At 70.0% G+C, this 17991-nt stretch carries 14 protein-coding genes; 9 read left to right on the top strand and 5 right to left on the bottom strand.

Annotated features, from left to right (window positions below):
• Positions 1-216: 216 nt before the first annotated feature.
• The 4 genes from TSO221_RS29200 to TSO221_RS29185 are packed head-to-tail and all read left to right on the top strand — an operon-like array spanning position 217 to position 4559.
• The gene (locus tag TSO221_RS29200) at positions 217-1461 is read left to right on the top strand and encodes a peptidoglycan DD-metalloendopeptidase family protein (protein ID WP_247878318.1); all 1245 of its coding nucleotides are present in this window, start codon (positions 217-219) and stop codon (positions 1459-1461) included.
• On the top strand, positions 1462-2859 hold the full coding sequence (locus TSO221_RS29195) for a S41 family peptidase (protein WP_109122024.1): 1398 nt from the start codon (positions 1462-1464) through the stop codon (positions 2857-2859). It abuts the gene before it with no gap.
• Positions 2860-2874: 15 nt separating this feature from the next.
• Positions 2875-4068 (top strand): divergent polysaccharide deacetylase family protein, encoded by a 1194-nt coding sequence (locus TSO221_RS29190; RefSeq protein WP_247878317.1) that lies wholly within the window; start codon positions 2875-2877, stop codon positions 4066-4068.
• Positions 4065-4559 (top strand): RNA pyrophosphohydrolase, encoded by a 495-nt coding sequence (locus TSO221_RS29185; RefSeq protein ID WP_109122023.1) that lies wholly within the window; start codon positions 4065-4067, stop codon positions 4557-4559. The genes TSO221_RS29190 and TSO221_RS29185 overlap by 4 nt, the downstream gene beginning before the upstream one ends.
• A gap of 94 nt (positions 4560-4653) precedes the next feature.
• Here the strand turns inward: TSO221_RS29185 and TSO221_RS36900 are convergent, their stop codons facing one another.
• The gene (locus TSO221_RS36900; protein ID WP_146208937.1) at positions 4654-8952 is read right to left on the bottom strand and encodes a hypothetical protein; all 4299 of its coding nucleotides are present in this window, start codon (positions 8950-8952) and stop codon (positions 4654-4656) included.
• Positions 8953-9126: 174 nt separating this feature from the next.
• Between TSO221_RS36900 and TSO221_RS29175 the strand changes: the two genes are divergently transcribed.
• Together TSO221_RS29175 and TSO221_RS29170 are read left to right on the top strand one after the other, a co-directional pair.
• Positions 9127-9699, top strand: coding sequence for a helix-turn-helix transcriptional regulator (locus TSO221_RS29175; protein ID WP_199229674.1), 573 nt, complete (start codon positions 9127-9129; stop codon positions 9697-9699).
• A 60-nt stretch (positions 9700-9759) separates the two neighbouring features.
• Entirely contained in the window at positions 9760-10182 is a 423-nt protein-coding gene (locus TSO221_RS29170) for a flagellar basal body rod C-terminal domain-containing protein (RefSeq protein WP_109122020.1), read from the top strand.
• A 16-nt stretch (positions 10183-10198) separates the two neighbouring features.
• Here the strand turns inward: TSO221_RS29170 and TSO221_RS29165 are convergent, their stop codons facing one another.
• Positions 10199-10618, bottom strand: coding sequence for a group III truncated hemoglobin (locus tag TSO221_RS29165; RefSeq protein WP_109122019.1), 420 nt, complete (start codon positions 10616-10618; stop codon positions 10199-10201).
• Positions 10619-10622: 4 nt separating this feature from the next.
• On the bottom strand, positions 10623-11753 hold the full coding sequence (zapE, locus tag TSO221_RS29160) for a cell division protein ZapE (RefSeq protein ID WP_109122018.1): 1131 nt from the start codon (positions 11751-11753) through the stop codon (positions 10623-10625).
• Positions 11754-11976: 223 nt separating this feature from the next.
• Here zapE and TSO221_RS29155 point away from each other — a divergent pair, with 223 nt between their 5' ends.
• Positions 11977-14226 carry an ATP-binding protein gene (locus tag TSO221_RS29155; RefSeq protein WP_109122017.1) on the top strand — a complete coding sequence of 750 codons (2250 nt, stop codon included), beginning with the start codon at positions 11977-11979 and terminating at the stop codon, positions 14224-14226.
• 155 nt (positions 14227-14381) lie between these two features.
• Positions 14382-14579, top strand: coding sequence for a hypothetical protein (locus TSO221_RS29150; RefSeq protein ID WP_146208936.1), 198 nt, complete (start codon positions 14382-14384; stop codon positions 14577-14579).
• Between the two features lie 142 nt (positions 14580-14721).
• On the opposite strand, the gene TSO221_RS29145 is transcribed toward TSO221_RS29150, so the two are convergent.
• The gene (locus TSO221_RS29145; RefSeq protein ID WP_109122015.1) at positions 14722-15390 is read right to left on the bottom strand and encodes a response regulator transcription factor; all 669 of its coding nucleotides are present in this window, start codon (positions 15388-15390) and stop codon (positions 14722-14724) included.
• A gap of 407 nt (positions 15391-15797) precedes the next feature.
• Between TSO221_RS29145 and TSO221_RS29140 the strand changes: the two genes are divergently transcribed.
• Positions 15798-16043: a hypothetical protein gene (locus TSO221_RS29140; protein ID WP_146208935.1), complete on the top strand. Its 246-nt coding sequence runs from the start codon at positions 15798-15800 to the stop codon at positions 16041-16043.
• 4 nt (positions 16044-16047) lie between these two features.
• Here the strand turns inward: TSO221_RS29140 and TSO221_RS29135 are convergent, their stop codons facing one another.
• Entirely contained in the window at positions 16048-17970 is a 1923-nt protein-coding gene (locus TSO221_RS29135; RefSeq protein WP_109122013.1) for a prolyl oligopeptidase family serine peptidase, read from the bottom strand.
• Between the last annotated feature and the right edge of the window lie 21 nt (positions 17971-17991).

Raw genomic sequence — 17991 nt, 5'->3', positions numbered from 1 at the left:
CTGCACAGCGGCCGTCTGGCCGACGTCGCCCCGACGCTGCTCGATCTGATGGGCCTGCCCAAGCCGGCGGAGATGACCGGCCACACCCTCATCGACCGCGCCGCCCGGCGCGAGGCCGCGGAATAGGGGATGAACACAGGGGGCAGGAAGACCAAGGGGGGCGCCGCCACCCTTACCCCCCGCAAGGGGCCTTTAGGCCCCTTGACCCCGGCTTTTTTGCTTCTTCTCTTCACCACGCCCGCGTTCGCGCAGGACGAGGCGCCCAATCAGACGCTCAGGCGCGTCGAGCAGGAGATCCAGGCCGACAAGGCGCGCCAGCGCGACCTGGAACGCCAGTCGGAGGCCATCCGCAAGGAGCTGGCCGACCTGCGCAACCGCCTCGTCGGCCTCGCCGAGCAGGCCCGCGCCCAGGAAAGCGAACTCGGCGAGCTGGAACGCACCCTCGCCGCCCTGGAGGACGAGGAGCGCGCCCAGGCCGCCAAGCTCGACGCCGAACGCCAGAACATCGCCCGCCTGCTCGCCGCCCTGCAGCGGCTGTCGCGCGTCCCGCCCGAGGTGGTGATGGCCACGCCGGACGGGCCGGTGGACACGCTGCGCTCGGCGCTGCTGCTGCGCGACACCGTGCCGGCGCTGCGCGAGCGCGCCGACGCGCTGGCCGCCGCCTTGCAGCGCCTCGCCGACGTGCGCGAGCGGCTGGAGGGGCAGCGCGTCCGCACGCTCTCCGTCCGCGCCAACCTGACCAGCCGCGAGGGCGAGATCGCCGCCCTGGTGGCCCGGCGCGAGGCGCTGTCACGCCAGACCGACGAGGAGCGCCGGAGCATCGCCCAGCACATGGCGCGGCTGGCCAGCCAGGCCGGCGACCTGCGCCAGCTGATGGAGCGGGTCGAGCAGGAGCGCCGCGCCACCATCGAGACGGCCGCCAGACTGGAAGCCGGACGGCTGCAGGAAGAACGCCGCGCCGCCGAACAGAGATCAGCTGAGCAGAAGGAGGCCGACCGCAAGGCCGCCAAGGCCGCCCGGACCGAGGTGGTCGCCGTGCAGCGCCCGCCCGACCTGCCGATCCTGAACGGCGGGCTGCGGCTGCCGGCCGGCGGCACGGTCATCGCGCGCTACGGCGAGCAGGACCGCTTCGGCGGCACCAGCCGCGGCGTCACCATTTCGGCCAGGGCCGGTACGCCCATCCTCGCGCCCTATGCCGGAAGCGTGATGTTCGCCGGGCCTTTTCGCGGATACGGGCAAATCTTGATCGTAGAACACAGCAATGGATATCATAGTCTGATTGCTGGTTTGGGACGGATCGACACGTCCGTCGGCAAGCATGTCTCCACCGGAGAACCGGTCGGTCTCATGCCGTCCCCCGCCGACGGCACACCGGATCTTTACTTCGAGCTGAGACGACACGGTCAGCCGATTAACCCGGAACGCGGGTTCAGCGCGCCGGAGGGGAAAGGACAAGGCTAGATGCGAATGATGAAGCGCGCCGCTTTCGCCGCGGCCATGGTGTTCGTAGGGGCCGGCATCGGCCGCCTCACCGCCGCCGACACCAACACATCCGAGACGTACCGCCAGCTCAACCTCTTCGGCGACGTGTTCGAGCGCGTCCGCGCCGAATACGTGGAGAAGGCCAGCGACGAGCAGCTGATCGAGAACGCCATCAACGGCATGCTGACGTCGCTGGACCCGCACTCCAGCTACCTCAACAAGAAGAGCTTCCAGGACATGCAGGTGCAGACCCGCGGCGAGTTCGGCGGGCTGGGCATCGAAGTGACCATGGAGAACGGCCTGATCAAGGTCGTGTCCCCCATCGACGAGACGCCGGCCTTCCGCGCCGGCCTGCAGCCGGGCGACTACATCACCCACCTGAACGGCGAGGCGGTGGTGGGCCTGGCGCTGAACGAGGCGGTGGAGAAGATGCGCGGCCCCGTCGGCTCCGACATCAAGGTCACCATCCGCCGCGGCGAGACCGGCGAACCGTTCGAGGTGTCGATCACCCGCGCCGTCATCAAGGTGCAGTCGGTGCGCTCGCGCCTGGAAGGCGACGTCGGCTACATCCGCATCACCAGCTTCAACGAGCAGACGCAGACCGGCCTGGAGAAGGCGATCACCGGGCTCCAGCAGCAGGCCGGCGACAAGCTGAAGGGCTACGTGCTCGACCTGCGCAACAACCCGGGCGGCCTGCTCGACCAGGCGGTGTCGGTGTCCGACACCTTCCTCGAAAAGGGCGAGATCGTCTCCACCCGCGGCCGCAAGGCCGAGGAGGGCACCCGCTACAACGCCAAGCCCGGCGACATGGCCAAGGGCCTGCCGTTGATCGTGCTGGTCAACGGCGGCTCCGCCTCGGCGTCGGAGATCGTCGCCGGCGCGCTGCAGGACCACAAGCGCGCCGTCATCCTCGGCACGCAGTCGTTCGGCAAGGGCTCGGTGCAGACCATCATCCCGCTGCCCGGCCACGGCGCCATGCGCCTGACCACGGCGCGCTACTACACCCCGTCGGGCCGCTCGATCCAGCAGCTCGGCATCACCCCGGACATCGAGGTGAAGCCGGCCCGCCTGGAGGAGTTGGACAGCCAGGGCCAGCGCCGCCGCGAGGCCGACCTGCGCCACTCGCTGCGCAACAACGACGCCGCCAACAAGCCGAAGCCGGCCACGCCTCCGGGTTCGGGTCCGACCCCAGCGCCGGGTGCGTCCAACGCGCCGCCGGCCCCGCCGACCCCGGCCCCGGGCGCCACGCCGGGCGCGCCGCCGGTCGAGCCCGGCGAGGCGTCGAACGACAACAAGCCGCCGTTCGACTACCAGCTGTCGCGTGCGCTCGACCTGCTGCGCGGGGTGGCGCTGTTCCAGGCGCGCGCCGCGCACTGACCGCAGAGGACGTCCGTGAACGCCGCCGCCATGCTGGGCCGCCTGAAGTTCGATCCGCTGGGCGCCATCCGGCGCGGCGGCGAGCGTTTCCGGAACCTCCACGCCGTCAAGCGCTGGCGCTACCGCGAGCGCGAGCCGCGCAAGCCGCTTCCCCTGCCGCTGCTCGCCGCCTTCGGGGGGCTTGCGGTGGCGCTGGCCGGCGTCGGCGGCTGGCTGATGATGAAGGGGGAGGAGACGGTGCAGGCCCGCGACGCCGGGCTGCCGCAGGTCACCGTCGCCGTCAAGGGCGCCGCCCCGCCGCAGCCGGCCAAGCCCCCGGCGCCGACCCAGGCCGCGGCCCCCACGCCGCCGCCGCCGCCCACCCCGGTTGCTCCGGCGCCGCAGGAGGCGTTCGTCACCCTCACCCCCGCCCCGGCCGCCGGTCTGGTCGAGGAGACCAAGACCGGCCCGCTGCCGCGCGTCGCCGAGGACGGCCGCCGGCCCTGGCAGGTCTACGCCCGTCCCTTCCCGGCGACCGACAAGCGCCCGCGCATCGCCATCGTCGTTTCCGACATGGGGCTGTCCGGCGTCACCACCGGCGCCGCGCTGCAGAAGCTGCCGGTCGGCGTGACGCTGGCCTTCCTGCCCTACGCCGAACGGCTCGATTCCTGGGTCGAGCAGGCGCGCACCAAGGGGCACGAGGTGATGCTGTCGGTGCCGATGGAGCCCCTCGGCTTCCCGCGTGACGACCCTGGCCCGAACGCGCTGCTGACCACGCTGCCGTCCGACCGCAACGTCGAGCGGCTGCACTGGTCGATGAGCAAGGTCATGGGCTACACCGGCATCACCACCACGACCGGCAGCAAGTTCGTCGGCAACGCCGACGCGCTGAAGCCGGTGATGGACGACCTGAAGGCGCGCGGCCTGCTGTTCCTCGACCCGCGCCTGACGCCGAAGAGCCAGGGCGCGGCGGCGGCCGAAAAGGCCGGCGTGCCGCGGGCATCCGCCGACCGGGTCATCGACCGCGACCTCGCCCGCAACGCCATCGACGACCAGCTGCGCGAGCTGGAGACGGTGGCCAAGCAGCAGGGCTCCGCCGTCGGCATCGGCTTCCCCTACCCCAGCACGGTCGAGCGCCTGTCGATCTGGGCCACCGGGCTGCAGGACCGCGGCATCGTGCTGGCGCCGCTGTCGGCGCTGATCACCCAGACGAAAGGTCCGAACGGATGAGCAAGAAGCCGGACCGCGCGTCCCTGCCCTACCGCCCGTGCGTCGGCATCATGCTGCTGAACGGCCGCGGCCAGGTCTTCGTCGCCCGCCGCCGCGACACCGCCGACGCCTGGCAGATGCCGCAGGGCGGCATCGACGAGGGCGAGACGGTGCACGAGGCGGCGCTGCGCGAGCTGAAGGAGGAGATCGGCACCGGCAAGGCCGAGATCCTGACCGAGACGGTGGAGAAGCTGCGCTACGACCTGCCCGACCATCTGCTGGGCAAGGTGTGGAAGGGCCGCTGGCGCGGGCAGGAGCAGGTGTGGGTGGCGGCCCGCTTCACCGGCCGCGACGCCGACATCGACCTCGCCACCGAACACCCGGAGTTCGACGCCTGGACGTGGGTGGACGCCGCCGACCTCACGGCGCTGATCGTGCCGTTCAAGAAGCCGGTCTACGAGGCGGTGCTGGCGGAGTTCAAGCCGGTCATCGACCGGCTGCGGGCGGCGTAGGCAACCGCCGGCACATCGTCGCCAGGGTGCCGTAACGGCAAACGGCGCGCCGGGCTGACCCGGCGCGCCGCTGCGTTTCCCCTTGGACGCCCCCTTACGCCGCCAGGAACCAGGACGACGACACCTCGTTCGGGCGGCAGCCTGTGAGGATCAGGTCGCTGGTGCCGGAGAAGCGGATCAGGGCGTCGTCCACCGGCGTGCTTTCGATCGTGTAGGTCGTGCCCGCCGACAGCAGGATCCGGTCCCCCTCGTCCGGGTTGAAGTAAGCGAGGCAGTCGTGGCCCGACTCGCCCCTCAGATCGAAGAGGTCCGCCCCGGTTCCGCCGAGCAGCTGGTCGTTGCCCAGACCGCCGAACAGAGTGTCGTTGCCGCCACCGCCCGACAGCAGGTCGTTGCCGTCGGTGCCGACCAGCGTCTCGTCGATATCGATGCCCGGCAACGTCCCGGCGAGCATGATCCGCTCCCACGAGCCGGCCTGCCCGCCCGGCGCGGTCAGCGCCATGTCGATATCCGCCGCTCCCTCGTTCATCGCCACATAGGTGGCGTTGGCGAGCTGCGCGTTGATCTCCGCCTCGGTGCCGGTGATCTGGTACTGCCAGGTCAGGGGCTGGGGCGTCGTCACGTCGCACGACAGGCCGCCGACCATGCCCGCGCGGGCGGTCAGCGTCAGCGTCAGGGTTTCGTCCAGCGGGTCGTCCACAGTGATGCCGGACAGCGTGATCGCCTGTCCGGGCGAGGCCTCCACGAGGCTGTACGGCACGCCGCTGATCGTCGGGCTCCGGTCGACGCCCGTCAGGTCGATGGACACCGAGCTGCTGTGGCCGGTGCCGTCCTCGGCGAGGATGGTGATGAATCCGGGCCCCTCGGCGTACGCCCAGTAGGTGGCGGCGGCGAGCTGTGCGTTGACCTCGGCTTCCGTGCCCGTCACCTGATAGAAGTTCGAGTACGGCGTCGTGCTGGCGCCCAGGCCTTCGATGGCGCCGCTCCGGGTCGACACCGTGACGCTGACGATGCCGTCCTCAGGATTGTCCACCGTGATGTCCGGCAACGCGAACGCCCGCCCCACCGACGGCGACAGGGGTCCGGTGGGCAATCCACCGATGACCGGCGCTTCGTCCAGGGCCGTCACGTGGAGCTCCGCCGTGCTCTGACGACCGCCGGCGTCCGACACGGACACCCAGATGGACGCCGCCCCCTCTGAGTACGCCGTGTAGGTGGCGGCGGCGAGCTGCGCGTTGACCTCGGCTTCCGTGCCCGTCAGCTGATAGGCGTTCCAGTACGGCGACGTGCGGTCGCCCAGACCGTCGATGAAGCCGTTCGAGGACCACACGTCGACCCGCACGATCCCGTCCTCCGGGTCGTCCACCGTGATGTCCGGCAGAGCGGACGCGAGCCCCGCCCGCACCAGCGTCGCTTCCGCCGGCACCCCGCCGATGACCGGCGTCTCGTTCACGACCGTGAAATCGATCCGCGCGTCGCTGAGGTGGGACCCCTGGTCCCAGGCTTGGACCGAGATGTAGCCTGCCCCCTCCTGGTACGCCGTGAAGGTGGCGGCGGCGAGCTGCGCGTTGATCTCCTGCTCGGTGCCGGTGACCTCGTAGACGCCGCTCGCGGGGCCCGCCCAGTCGGGATAGGGCAGCCCCTCCACGGTTCCGTTGGAGGCATACAGGTGGACCGTCACGATGCCGTCCTCCGGATCATCGACGGTGATGGCCGGCAGCGCCGTCGCGACGCCCGAGCGGAGCGACAGCGGCCCCTCGGGAAGCCCGCCGATGACCGGCGCATGGTTGGTGCCCATGATCGGGATGTCGAAGCTGTTGGAATAGGCCGCGCCGTCCGTGGCCACGATCCCAAGGAAGCCCTGCCCTTCGTACCCGGCGGTGTAGGTGGCGGCGGCCAGCAGCGCGTTGATCTCGTCGGCGGTGCCGGTCAGCAGGTAGTACGGCGAGTCCGGAGGGACGTTCGGGTCCTGCGGCAGCCCGGTGATGAAGCCGTTCATGACGGACACGCGGACGGACAGGACGTTGCCATCCGGGTCGTCCACCGTGATGGCCGGCAGCGCCGTCGCCTTGCCGACCGGCATCTCCAGCATCCCCTCGGGCACGCCGCTGATCGTCGGCGCCCCATTGACGACGTTGACCTCGATCGACCCCTGGGTGGGTATGTTGGTGCCGTCGAAGGTCTGGACGAAGATCGAGTCGGGCCCCTCCCGCGTCGCCCTGTAGGTGGCGGCGGCGAGCGCGGCGTTGATCTCCGCCTCGGTGCCGGTCAGCTCGTAGTAGAGGTCGTTCGGCCCGGCGTCGGGAGCGCGCGGCAGGCCCTCGATGATGCCGCTGCTGGTGGCCAGGCGGATGGTCAGGATGCTGTCCTCGGGTTCGTCCACGGTGATGCCCGGCAGCGCCGTCACCGTGCCGTAGGTCACCGTCAACGGCCCCTCGGGCCAGCCGTTGATGATCGGCGGATCGTCGGTGACCCTCATCGTGAAGGACGCCGCGCTGCCGTGGCCGGTCGAATCCTCGGCCCAGACGTCGATGTTGTGCCATCCCTCAACCGTCGGCGTGTAGGTGGCGGCGGCGAGCTGCGCGTTGACGTCCGCCGCGGTGCCGGTCAGCACGTAGACGGACAGGCCGTCCTGCGACGCGGGATCGAGCGGCAGGCCGTTGATGGAGTTGTTGTACGTGCTGAGACGGACGGTCACGATGCCGTTTTCCGGGTCGTCCACGGTGATGTCCGGAAGCGCGGTCTCTCTGCCCATCGGCACCGTCACCGCACCCCCTTCCGGCAGGCCCCCGATGACCGGCGCATAATCGGTGCCCTGCGTGGGGGTGTACGCATAGGAAAAGCCTCCCCCGGCATCCTGGACGGAGAGTTCGAAGCTCCCGCCCCATTCGTTGTCCGGGCTGTAGGTGAGGTCGGCAAGATCCGCGTTGATCTCCGCCTCGGTGCCGGTCAGCGTGTAGACCCTGGTGCCGCCCTCCACCATCGGATCGACCGACAGGCCGCCCAAGGCGCCGTTGGAGACGCTCAGGCGCACCGTCAGCGATCCGTCCTCCGGATCGTCCACCGTGATGCCTGGCAGCGGCGTCGCCTGGCCCACGCTGGCGTACAGGACGCCCGTCGGCATACCGCCGATGGTCGGCGCCTCGTTGGTCGCGTCGACGCCGATCGAGGCGTAGCTGGTCCAGCCATGGTCGTCCTGGGCGGAGATGTCGATGGAACTCCAGCCCACCCCGTCCGCCGTGTAGGTGGCCGCGGCGAGCTGCGCGTTGATCTCGGCCTCCGTGCCGGTCAGCTGGTACGACCGTTGCCACGGATAGTCCGCGGTGGTGGCCGGCAGGCCCTGGATGGTGCCGCCGTTGGTGGTCAGGCGGACGGTGAGCTGCCCGTCCTCCGGATCGTCGACCGTGAACGCCGGCAGGGCCACCGGCACGCCCGTCCGCACCGACTGGGTCTCGGTCGGCACCCCGTCGAAGGCCGGCCCCTGGTTGAAGGCGTACGTGGCGTAGTTCGCCATCGTCACAGCGCCCCCCTGGTCGGTGACCTCCATGTCCACCGTGCCCCACGACTCGCCGTCGGCGGTGTAGGTGAGGTCGGCGAGCGTCGCGTTGATCTCCTGCTCAGTGCCGGTCATCGTGTAGACCGCGAGGCCGTTCACCACCTCCGGCGTGAGCGACAGCCCGCCCAGGCTGCCGCCGGTGGCGCTCAGGCGCAGCGTCAGCGGGCCGTCCTCCGGATCGTCCACCGTGATGTCCGGCAGCGCGCTCGCGACCCCCGCCCGCACCGTCACATACCCCGCGGGCACCCCGCTCAGGACCGGCGCCTCATTGGTGACGGTCACCTCCACGGTCTCGGAGGCGCCGGCCAGGCCGTCGGAGACATACACGCTGATCTGCCCCGCTCCGCCGGCGGTCCCGGTGAAGGTGGCGGCGGCGAGCTGCGCGTTGATCTCGGCCTCCGTGCCGGTCAGCGTGTAGTGGCCGCTCACACCGGGCCAGGTGGGGTCGGCCGGCAGGCCGTTGATGACGCCGTTGCTGACCGACACAGACGCGGTGAGGATGCCGTCCTCCGGATCGTCCACCGTGATGCCGGGAAGCGCGACCGCCTGACCGGCCACGACCGTCAGCCCCTCGGCCGGCAGCCCGCCGATGGTCGGCGCGGCGTTCACGGCGGGCACGTCGTCGTCGCCGGACTGATCGTCGCCGGCGCCGAAGCCCTGCCGCCGCGGGTTGTGGCCGTGCCAGCCATTGGCTCCAGTCACCGGATCCGTCGGGTGCGTGACGGTCGTCACATCGCCGCCACCGCCCGACGTCCTAGGATCCGGACCGTCGGAGGCGGTGTGCTCGTGCTTCGACGATGACGCAGCCGGCACGCCGCCAGCCTTCTGAGCAACCATGGATGATCTCCCCTTTTGGGTTTCCAGAGCGTTTTCGGGCAGGTCCGGGCCGGCGATATCGCCAATTGCGGACACGCCAAGATTGATATTCAACCTCGTATAGGCGGCAGGCGACCGATGACGCGATACCGGAAAAATCCCTTAAGTCCCGAAACGAATGCCCTCCCGCAGCCCGTGCCCCAGGGCGAATTGGCCGGCGGCCGGATCGAGCGGATCGCGGTGGACACGGTGACGGACAAGGCTTTCGTGGAGGCCCTGCGCTGCTGGCAGGAGGCGCCGGACGGCGGCACACCGGAGGGCGCGATCCGGCTGCTGGAGCCGCTGTGCGACTCAGCGACGCAGCTGCGCCTGACGCCGGTCGAACGCGGCGCCCCGGAACATGACCGTGAGCCGTCCGCCCACCGGGTGCAGGGAATCGTGGACGGGCGGCTGCTCGCCTACGAGCGGCTGACGCTGCCGTTCTTCGAGGGCGATCGGCTGATGGCGTTCCTGACGCTGTCGCGGCTGAAGCTGGTGGTGGAGGATGTGGCGGCGCCCAGAATACCGTCGTTGTCCCCACGCGAGCGGCAGTGCCTCGGCCTGTTGGCGTCCGGCTATTCCGCCAAGCGCATCGCCGCCAAGCTGGGCCTGACCCCGAAGACGGTCGAGCAGCACATCCTGCATCTGAAGCGCAAGCTCAAGGCGAGGAACGTCGCCCAGGCGGTGGCGAAGGGCATGGTCGCCACCCTGCTGCCGGCACCACGCTGACCGTGGCGGACGGTCCGTTTTTCCCTTGCGCACACGCCGGCCCGGGAGGACACTTTCCCCATGAACATCGCGATGAACACCGCTCTGTCGGGTTTGACCGCGGCGTCCCGTCACCTGGACGCGTCGGCGTCGAACACCGCCAACGCCCGCACCTCCGGCCCGATGCCGGCGGATGGCGACCTGGGCGCGATGCAGTCCACGCCCGCCTCGGGCAGTCCCTACGTGCCGCTGCAGGCGGTCAACACCGCGCTGCCGACCGGCGGCGTCCGCGCCAGCTTGGCGCCGATGTCGCCCGCCCTCTATGCCGAGTATCAGCCGGACTCGCCCGACGCCGATGCTGGCGGCATGGTGGCGGCGCCGAACGTCGATCTGGCGCAGGAGACGACCCGGCAGATGGTCGCCGGTGCCGCCTACGCGTTCAACGCCGCCGTCGTGAAGACCGCGGACGAGATGCTGAAGAGCGTCTTCGACATGAAGGCCTGACGGGCCGCGGGGTCGCTCAGCGGCCGCGGTGGAAGGCGATCCCCATCTGGAAGCTGCGGGCGATGTTCTCGGCCTTGCCGATGAAGAACGCCGCCGCCTCGGGCGTGCAGACCTCGTGCGCGGTCTGGCGGAACAGCTCCAGCCAGCGGGCGAAGTGCTCCTCGCCGACGTCGAGCTTGATGTGCGCTGGCATCGGCCGGCCGCCGTAGCGCGCGGTCATCAGCGCCACCGACGACCAGAAGTCCACCAGCGTGCGCAGGTGCTCGTCCCAGTCCTCGACCTCGGCGGCGAAGACGGGCCCCAACGTCGCGTCCTCGCGCACGCGGCCGTAGAAGCCGTGCACGAGACGGGTGATCATCGCCTCGTCGATGCCGGTGCGCTCGACGAGATCCTGGACGCGCACGTCGCGCAGGTCACGGTGTTCGGGTTCGGTCATGGCGTCACGTCAGATGCTGCTTCGCGAGGTAGTCTTCCGACTGCATCTCCATCAACCGGCTGACCGTGCGTTCGAACTCGAAGGCGTGCTGACCCTCGGGGTACAGGCGCTCCGGCGGGCCGTCGGCAGCGGTGACCACGTTCACCTTGTGCTCGTACAGCGCGTCGATCAGCGTCATGAAGCGCTTGGCCTCGTTGCGCCGGTCGTCCTTCAGCGTCGGCACATCGTCGATCAGCACCGTGTGGAAGTGCGTGGCAATCGCCAGATAGTCGGCGGCACCGAACGGCTTGCCGCAGAGCTCCCAGAAGTTCACCCAGGCCACCCCCTTGGCGGCGCACGCGATGTCCACCCGCCGGCCCTGCACCAGCAGATGCGTCGGCGCCGCGTGGGTGCCGTCGGTGAGAGTGGCGAACAGCTGCCTGATCGTCTTGTCGGTCGCCGGCCCCAGCGGCCAGTAGTACACCGGCGTGCCCTTCAGCCGGTCGAGCCGGTAGTCGGTCGGCCCGTCCAGCGCCATCACGTCCAGCTTCTCCTTCAACAGCGCGATGAAGGGCAGGAACAGCTCGCGCTGCAGACCGTCCTTGTACAACAGGTCGGGCGCCCAGTTGCTGGTCGCCACCACCACCACGCCGGCGTCGAACAGCGCGGTGAACAGGCGGCCGAGGATCATCGCGTCGGCGATGTCCACCACGTGGAACTCGTCGAAGCACAGGAGCCACGCCTCGTCCGCCATCTGACGCGCCAGTTCGGGCAGCGCGTCGTCGGGACCGGTGGCCTTGCCGCGCGCCTGGCGGTGCTTGTGGATGCGCTCGTGCACCTCCAGCATGAAGGCGTGGAAGTGGACGCGCCGCTTGCGCTCGACCGGCGCCGTCTCGAAGAACAGGTCCATCAGCATGGACTTGCCGCGCCCCACCCCGCCGTACAGGTACAGCCCCTGCGGCGCCTCCACCGGCTCGGGCCGGCGGGCGAGGCCGAAGCGCTCGCGCCAACCCAGCTTGCCGGTCTGCGGCCGGTAGTTCCGCAACGCGCAGTACAGGCTCTGCAGCTTCTCGGCGGCCAGCTCCTGGTCGGGATCGGGGCGCAGCGTCCCGGTGCCGCGCCGGGCGCGATAGAGCGAAAGCGGTCCTTCGGGCATGGGACTCCGCAGTGCGGGCTTGGGGAAAAACAGGCCCTTTTCCTAGCCGATGCGGGCCGTGCACGCAATCCAGGTCACGGGCCGGGTCGCGGGAATGCCCTCTATGCGGTTCCGCCAGCCTATGCGGTTTTGCCGATATCCTCTGCCAAAAGTAGGCTTCCTTGATGAAATGTGTGCGAAAGAGGTGTAGCATTCCACCCGCACCCCGTGGAGACGCCGCCCCATGCCCATGCACGACCGAGCCGCCCCCACGGCGGAACCGCCGCGCGTCGGTTTGGCGGAACGGATCAGTCGGCGGCTGGACGCCGCACTGGGGTCGGTCCGCTTCCTGATGGTCGCCTCCGGCGCCGCCTTCATCGCGGTGGTCGGCGGGCTGATCGGCTACGGCATCTGGCAGCACCACAACGAGACGCTGGAGTCGGTGCGCAGCGGCGCCCACCATCTGGTGCGCACGCTGGAGTCCGACGCGGTGCAGCGCATCTTCGGCGTCGACCAGCTGTTCGCCGACATGCAGTACGTGCTCGGCATCCACCCCGAGGCCGGCACCCCCGCCTCGCAGGGCGTCTACGAGTACCTGCGCGGCCGGCGCGACGCCTTCCCGCAGATCGCCGATCTGGTGGTGGTCGGCGCCGACGGCCGCATCCGGCACCATTCCGCCGACCGCCAGCCGCCGCCGGTGGACCTCAACGACCGCGCCTACTTCGCCGTGCACCGCGACCGCCCGGACGCCGGCCTGTACATCGGCGCGCCGATGGTCAGCCGGGTGTTCGCCGGCACGTCGGTGATCCCGCTGAGCCGCCGGATGAACGCCCCGGACGGCAGCTTCGCGGGGGTGCTGGCCATCCTGGTCAGCCCGGCCTATCTGGACGGCAGCTTCGCCGAACTGCGCAGCGGCCGGCGCGGTACCGCCACGCTGGTGCTGCAGGATGGCACGGTGGTGGCGCACCAGCCGGCGGCCGAGACGCTGTTCGCCGCCGGCCTCGCCGGCTGGCCGGCGCTCAGGGAAGCGATGCAGGCGCCCGACGGGACGCCCGAGGGAACGATGATCCTGACGGCGCCGGACGGCGGCAGGCGGCTGGTCAGCTTCCGCCGTGTCCACAACCACGCGCTCACCGTGATCGCCACGGTGCCGCTCGACGACGCTCTGGCCGACTGGCGGCGCGACAGCGCGGCGTGGACTTTCATCGGCCTGTCGATGGCCGGGGCCATCGCGCTGCTGACTTGGTTCGTGGTCGGCCAGCACCGCCGGCGCGAGCAGGACCAGGAGAAGCTGGCGCAGGCCTCGCGCCGCATCCGCGGCATCCTGGAATCCATGGTGGACGCGGTGGTCACCATCGACTCCCGCGGCCGCATCGAGACCTTCAACCCGGCCGCCGAGCAGCTGTTCGGCTACCGCGAGGCCGAGGTGATCGGGGAGAGCATCAACATCCTGATCCCCGAGGGCTTCCGCCGCGACCACGACCGCTGGATGCGCGCGCACAAGCCCGGCGAGGCGTCGCGCATCATCGGCGCCGACCGCGAGGTGCTGGCGATGCGCCGCGGCGGCTCCACCTTCCCGATGAATCTGGCGGTGAGCGAACTGGTGCTGCACGGCGACGCCGACCGCGAGCGCGGCCGGGTCTTCGTCGGCGTCATCCGTGACATCACGCTGCGCAAGCAGAAGGAAGCCGAACTGCTCGCCGCCAAGAGCCAGGCGGAGATGGCGAACCGCGCCAAGTCCGAGTTCCTCGCCAACATGAGTCACGAGCTGCGCACGCCCTTGAACGCCATCATCGGCTTCTCGGAGATCCTCGACAGCGAGTTCTTCGGCCAGCTGAACGAGCGGCAGAAGGCCTGCGCCAAGGACATCCACGACAGCGGCAAGCACCTGCTGGACATCGTCAACGCCGTGCTCGACATGTCGAAGATCGAGGCCGGCCGCTACGAGCTGGCGGAGGAACCGCTCGACCCGTACGAGGCGGTGGCCCAGTGCGCGATGATGGTGCGCGACCGCGCCGTCGGCGCCGGCGTCACGCTGACCAACCGGATGTCCGAAGCGTCGCGGCTGCCGCTGGTCACCGTCGATCGCCGTGCCTTCAAGCAGGTGGTGCTGAACCTGCTGTCCAACGCCGTGAAGTTCACGCCGGAGGGCGGCAGCGTCACCATGTCCGGCCGCATCGCCGAGGACGGCAGCCTGACGATCGCCGTCGCCGACACCGGCATCGGCATCGCGCCGGAATTCATGGCCCACCTGTTCGAACCGTTCCGGCAGGCCGACACCTCGTCCAGCCGGCGCTACGAGGGCACCGGCCTCGGCCTGTCGATCTCCAAGAACTTCATGGAGCTGCACGGCGGCGACCTGACCTGCGAGAGCACCGTCGGCGCCGGCACCACCATGACACTGCGCCTGCCCGCCGGCCGCATCATCACCTTCGCGCCGTCCCCGGACAGCCAGACCCCGACAAGTCAAACCCCTACGGATGCCGCGGCGTAGTCCCACCTCTTCCCGATATCCGAAGTATACGCAAGAGGTAATCCCCAAACGTCATTAGCACGAATGGCGATCTTAACATCTCGTTAACCGACGAAATGGCCTAATTGGCGCATCGGATACACGCCAATCAGGAGATTGCAGAGATGGCCGCGCGTATGAATTCGGACGAAATCCACGCCGCTTCACAGGTCCACCTGGCCATCCTGGATGAATTCATCCGCGTCGTGGAAGGCAAGATGGACACGTCGATGGCGCCGTTCCTGCGCGACAGCCTATCCGACCTGCTGAGCAACCTCGCCGACCAGCGCGAGACCTACACCGCGCTGACCGAAGACACGACTCTGGCGGCCTGATCATCGTCCCCTCCCGCAAAGAAAGAGGCCAGCCGCGGGGACGCGGCTGGCCTGAGTTTCAGGGAGGAACGCACCAAGAAATGGCTGCCCGGAGAAAGGCGGCTGTGCCCCGGAGATCAGGTCAAGGCATCAGTTCACGCCATCAGTTCACGGCGGCGGCCGAGCTTTCGCCCATGCCGTTGTTCATCGCCCAGATGGCAGCCTGCGTGCGGTTGGAGGCGTTGATCTTGCGCAGCAGGCTCTTGAGGTGGACCTTCACGGTCGCCTCGGTGATTTTCAGGTGGTTGGCGATCATCTTGTTGGAGTTGCCGTTCAGCAGGCAGTGCAGGATCTGCACCTCGCGCTGCGACAGGCCCTTGCGGCGGGTCGGCACCTCGGCGCCCATGTCCTCGGCCCGGCCGGACACCAGCAGCGCCGCAAGGTGCGTCGGGAACACCTTCTCGCCCATCATCACCAGGCGCAGCGACTGCATCAGCGCCTCGCAGGCGATGTCCTTCATCAGGTAGCCGTCCGCCCCAGCGCTCAGCGAGGCGGAGAGCAGACGCGTGTCCAGCGCGCCGGTCAGGATGACGATGCGGAGTTGCGGATGCTCGGCGCGCAGCGCCTTCACCCTCTCCAGGTCCTCGGCACCGCCGGTGGGATCGATCAGGACGAGGTCCGGATGGATGGGTGCGTCCGCCAACGCCGTCGCCGCTTCCTGCACGCTGCCGGCCTCGCCGACGACCGTGAACAGTGAACTGTCGAACAACCGCTTCATGCCCTCGCGGAAGAGCTTGTTGGTGTCGGTGAGAAAAACGTTCACAGTATCCATAGTCGTCTGTCTGCCTTTGTTGGGTTTACAGCGGCTGCGCCGGGCGCTCCGCCGATCCGATGCCGACGTTTGGGGTCGGCCTCCTCGTCTGAGGCAGACAATAATCAGAAATCGCAGCAATAAAAATTCCCAATTGGTAGCATTTAGACCGGAAATAGCCCTACGACCAACGCTTTGAAATGGTTAACAGGCGATGATCGGCAGATGTCCTATCACCAGAGCCCTACACCGCCTCCACCAGGGCCGGGCTTTGCACCCCAACATGAGGTCATAGGCGGTCTATGACCGGACAGGGTTGGGAGGGAGAGGCTTTTATTCATGACCTATACTGTTTCCCTGCATTGACCCGCCGGCGACGGCAGCGCTAGCGTCGCCGCAGGATGACGGGCTGCACGGAGGATCCTGCGATGGCACAGACGGCTCAACGACCGATGTCGCTGCTGGTGAAGCGCCACCTCGACGCCGCCGGGGTGGATCTGACGGACGAGGGCGCCTGCCTGGAGGCGATCTTCCATGCCTCGCACGCCGTCGCCCCGGGGCAGCGGGCCGAGGCGATGGAATGGGGCGCGGCCTACCTGGACCTGCTGCGCTCCGGCCTGACCGGCGCCCGCCCGGTGGCGCCGCGCCGGGTGCCGTGCGAACTGGTGGGGTGAGCCCCTACAGGTTCCGGATCGGGATCGCCTGCGGCTCCCCCGCCGGGGTGAAGCCGAAGACCCGGCCGTAGAAGTACAGTTCCCCCTCCAGCGCGGTCACGATGCTCTCCGCCTTGCGGAAGCCGTGCCGCTCTCCCTCGAAGGGCACGTACGCGACGGGCAGGCCCTTGGCGTCGATCGCCTCGACCATGCGCTCGGCCTGGGCCGGGGGCACCACCTTGTCCTCCAGTCCCTGGAAGAACACCATGGGCACCGACAGCCGGTCCACGAAGTGGATCGGCGAGCGCGCGACGTAGACGTCCTTGCGTTCGGGATACGGACCGACGAGGCTGTCCAGGTAGCGCGCCTCGAACTTGTGGGTGTCGGCGGCCAGCGCCTCCAGGTCGCTGATGCCGTAATAGCTCGCCCCAGCACGGAAGCCCTGGTGGAAGGTGACGGCGCACAGCACGGTGTAGCCGCCGGCGCTGCCGCCGGTGATGATCAGCCGCCGCGGGTCGGCCAGCCCCTGGTCCGCCAAGCACTGCGCCGCCGCCACGCAGTCGGCGACGTCGGCGATCCCCCACCGCCCCTTCAGCGCGTCGCGGTAGGCACGCCCGTAGCCGGTGGAGCCCCTGTAGTTGACGTCCACCACGGCGAAGCCGCGGCTGGTCCAGTACTGGATCTTCGGGCTCCAGGCGGCGCTGGCGGCGGCGGTCGGGCCGCCGTGGCTCTTGACGATCAGCGGCGGCCGCTCACCCTCGGGCGCCTGGAAGCCGGCGTTGGCCGGCGGGTAATAGAAGGCGTGCGCCTCCCCCCCGTCGGTCGGGAAACGGATCGGCCGCGCCGCTGAGACGCAGCCGGGATCGGGCGCGGTGGCGGTCGAGCGCTTGACCACCTCCCAGCGCCGGCTGTCGAGGTCGAGGGTGACCACCGAGCCGGGCAGATCCGGCGCGGCGGCCAGGAAGGTGACGGTGCGGCCGTCGACGAACAGCTCGCCGACGTCGGTGAAGGGCAGGTCCAGCCGGTCGATCGTCCCGGCCTCGACGTCCACCAAGCCCAGCGACCACAACCCGTCCCGCGTGAAGGCGCAGGCCAGCGTGCGGGCGTCCACCGCCGCCACCTCGCGGTTGCCGAACACCCAGAGCGGCCGGGCGAACTCGGCCGGCATCGGCAGCACCGGGCGGCCGGCGGCGCCGTCCCAGAGCCAGAGGTTCCACCAGTCGCCCTGGTCGGAGACGTAGACCAGCCGCCCGTCCGGCAGCCACACCGGCTGCACGATGGCCTCGTCCGGCCCGCCGGCCACGCGCACCGGCGTGCCCGGCGTGCCGTCGGCGCCCAACCCGGCGACCCACAGCGTGGTGCCGTCCCAGGGCATGTTGGGGTGGTCCCAGCTCAGCCACGCCAGCCGCGTGCCATCCGGCGACAGCCGGGGCGACGCGTAGAAGTCGGCGCCGCCCACCAGCGGCACCGGCTCGCCGCCGCCCAGCGGAATGGCGACCAGCGCGTTCTCCGGCTCGGCGTGGCCTTGTTCCGGGTGGCGCTCGCGCACGGCGATCAGCCGGCGGCGCTCCCGGTCATGGGCGAAGTCGGCGAAGCGGTCGCGGCCCGGCGGGGTCAGCGCCACCGGCTCGGCGCCGGGAGCCGCCAGATACACCGCCTGGTCGGCGCCGTGGCAGAACACCAGCCCCTCGGCCAGCGCCAGCGCGTCGCCGCCGCCGTACTCGTGCACCCGGCCGCGCACGTCCCAGGGGGCGGGCAGCAGGTCGGTGGCGGTGCCGTCGGCGTTGCGGCGCACCGGCACCGTCCGTCCGCCCTCGGTGGCGCGGCTCTCCAGCCAGTGCACGGCGCCGTCGCGGCGCCAGGGCGCACGCAGGCCGACGCCGGCATCGACGAGGCTGCGCGCCGTGACGGGGGACGTCCAGGTGCCGTAGGGGGCGATGACGGGCATGGGAAACTCCTTCGTCGTTCC

The sequence above is a fragment of the Azospirillum sp. TSO22-1 genome, assembly GCF_003116015.1.
Taxonomy (GTDB): domain Bacteria; phylum Pseudomonadota; class Alphaproteobacteria; order Azospirillales; family Azospirillaceae; genus Azospirillum.
The sequence above is the reverse complement of the archived record's forward strand: the minus strand, read 5'-3'. Positions and strand labels throughout refer to the sequence as shown.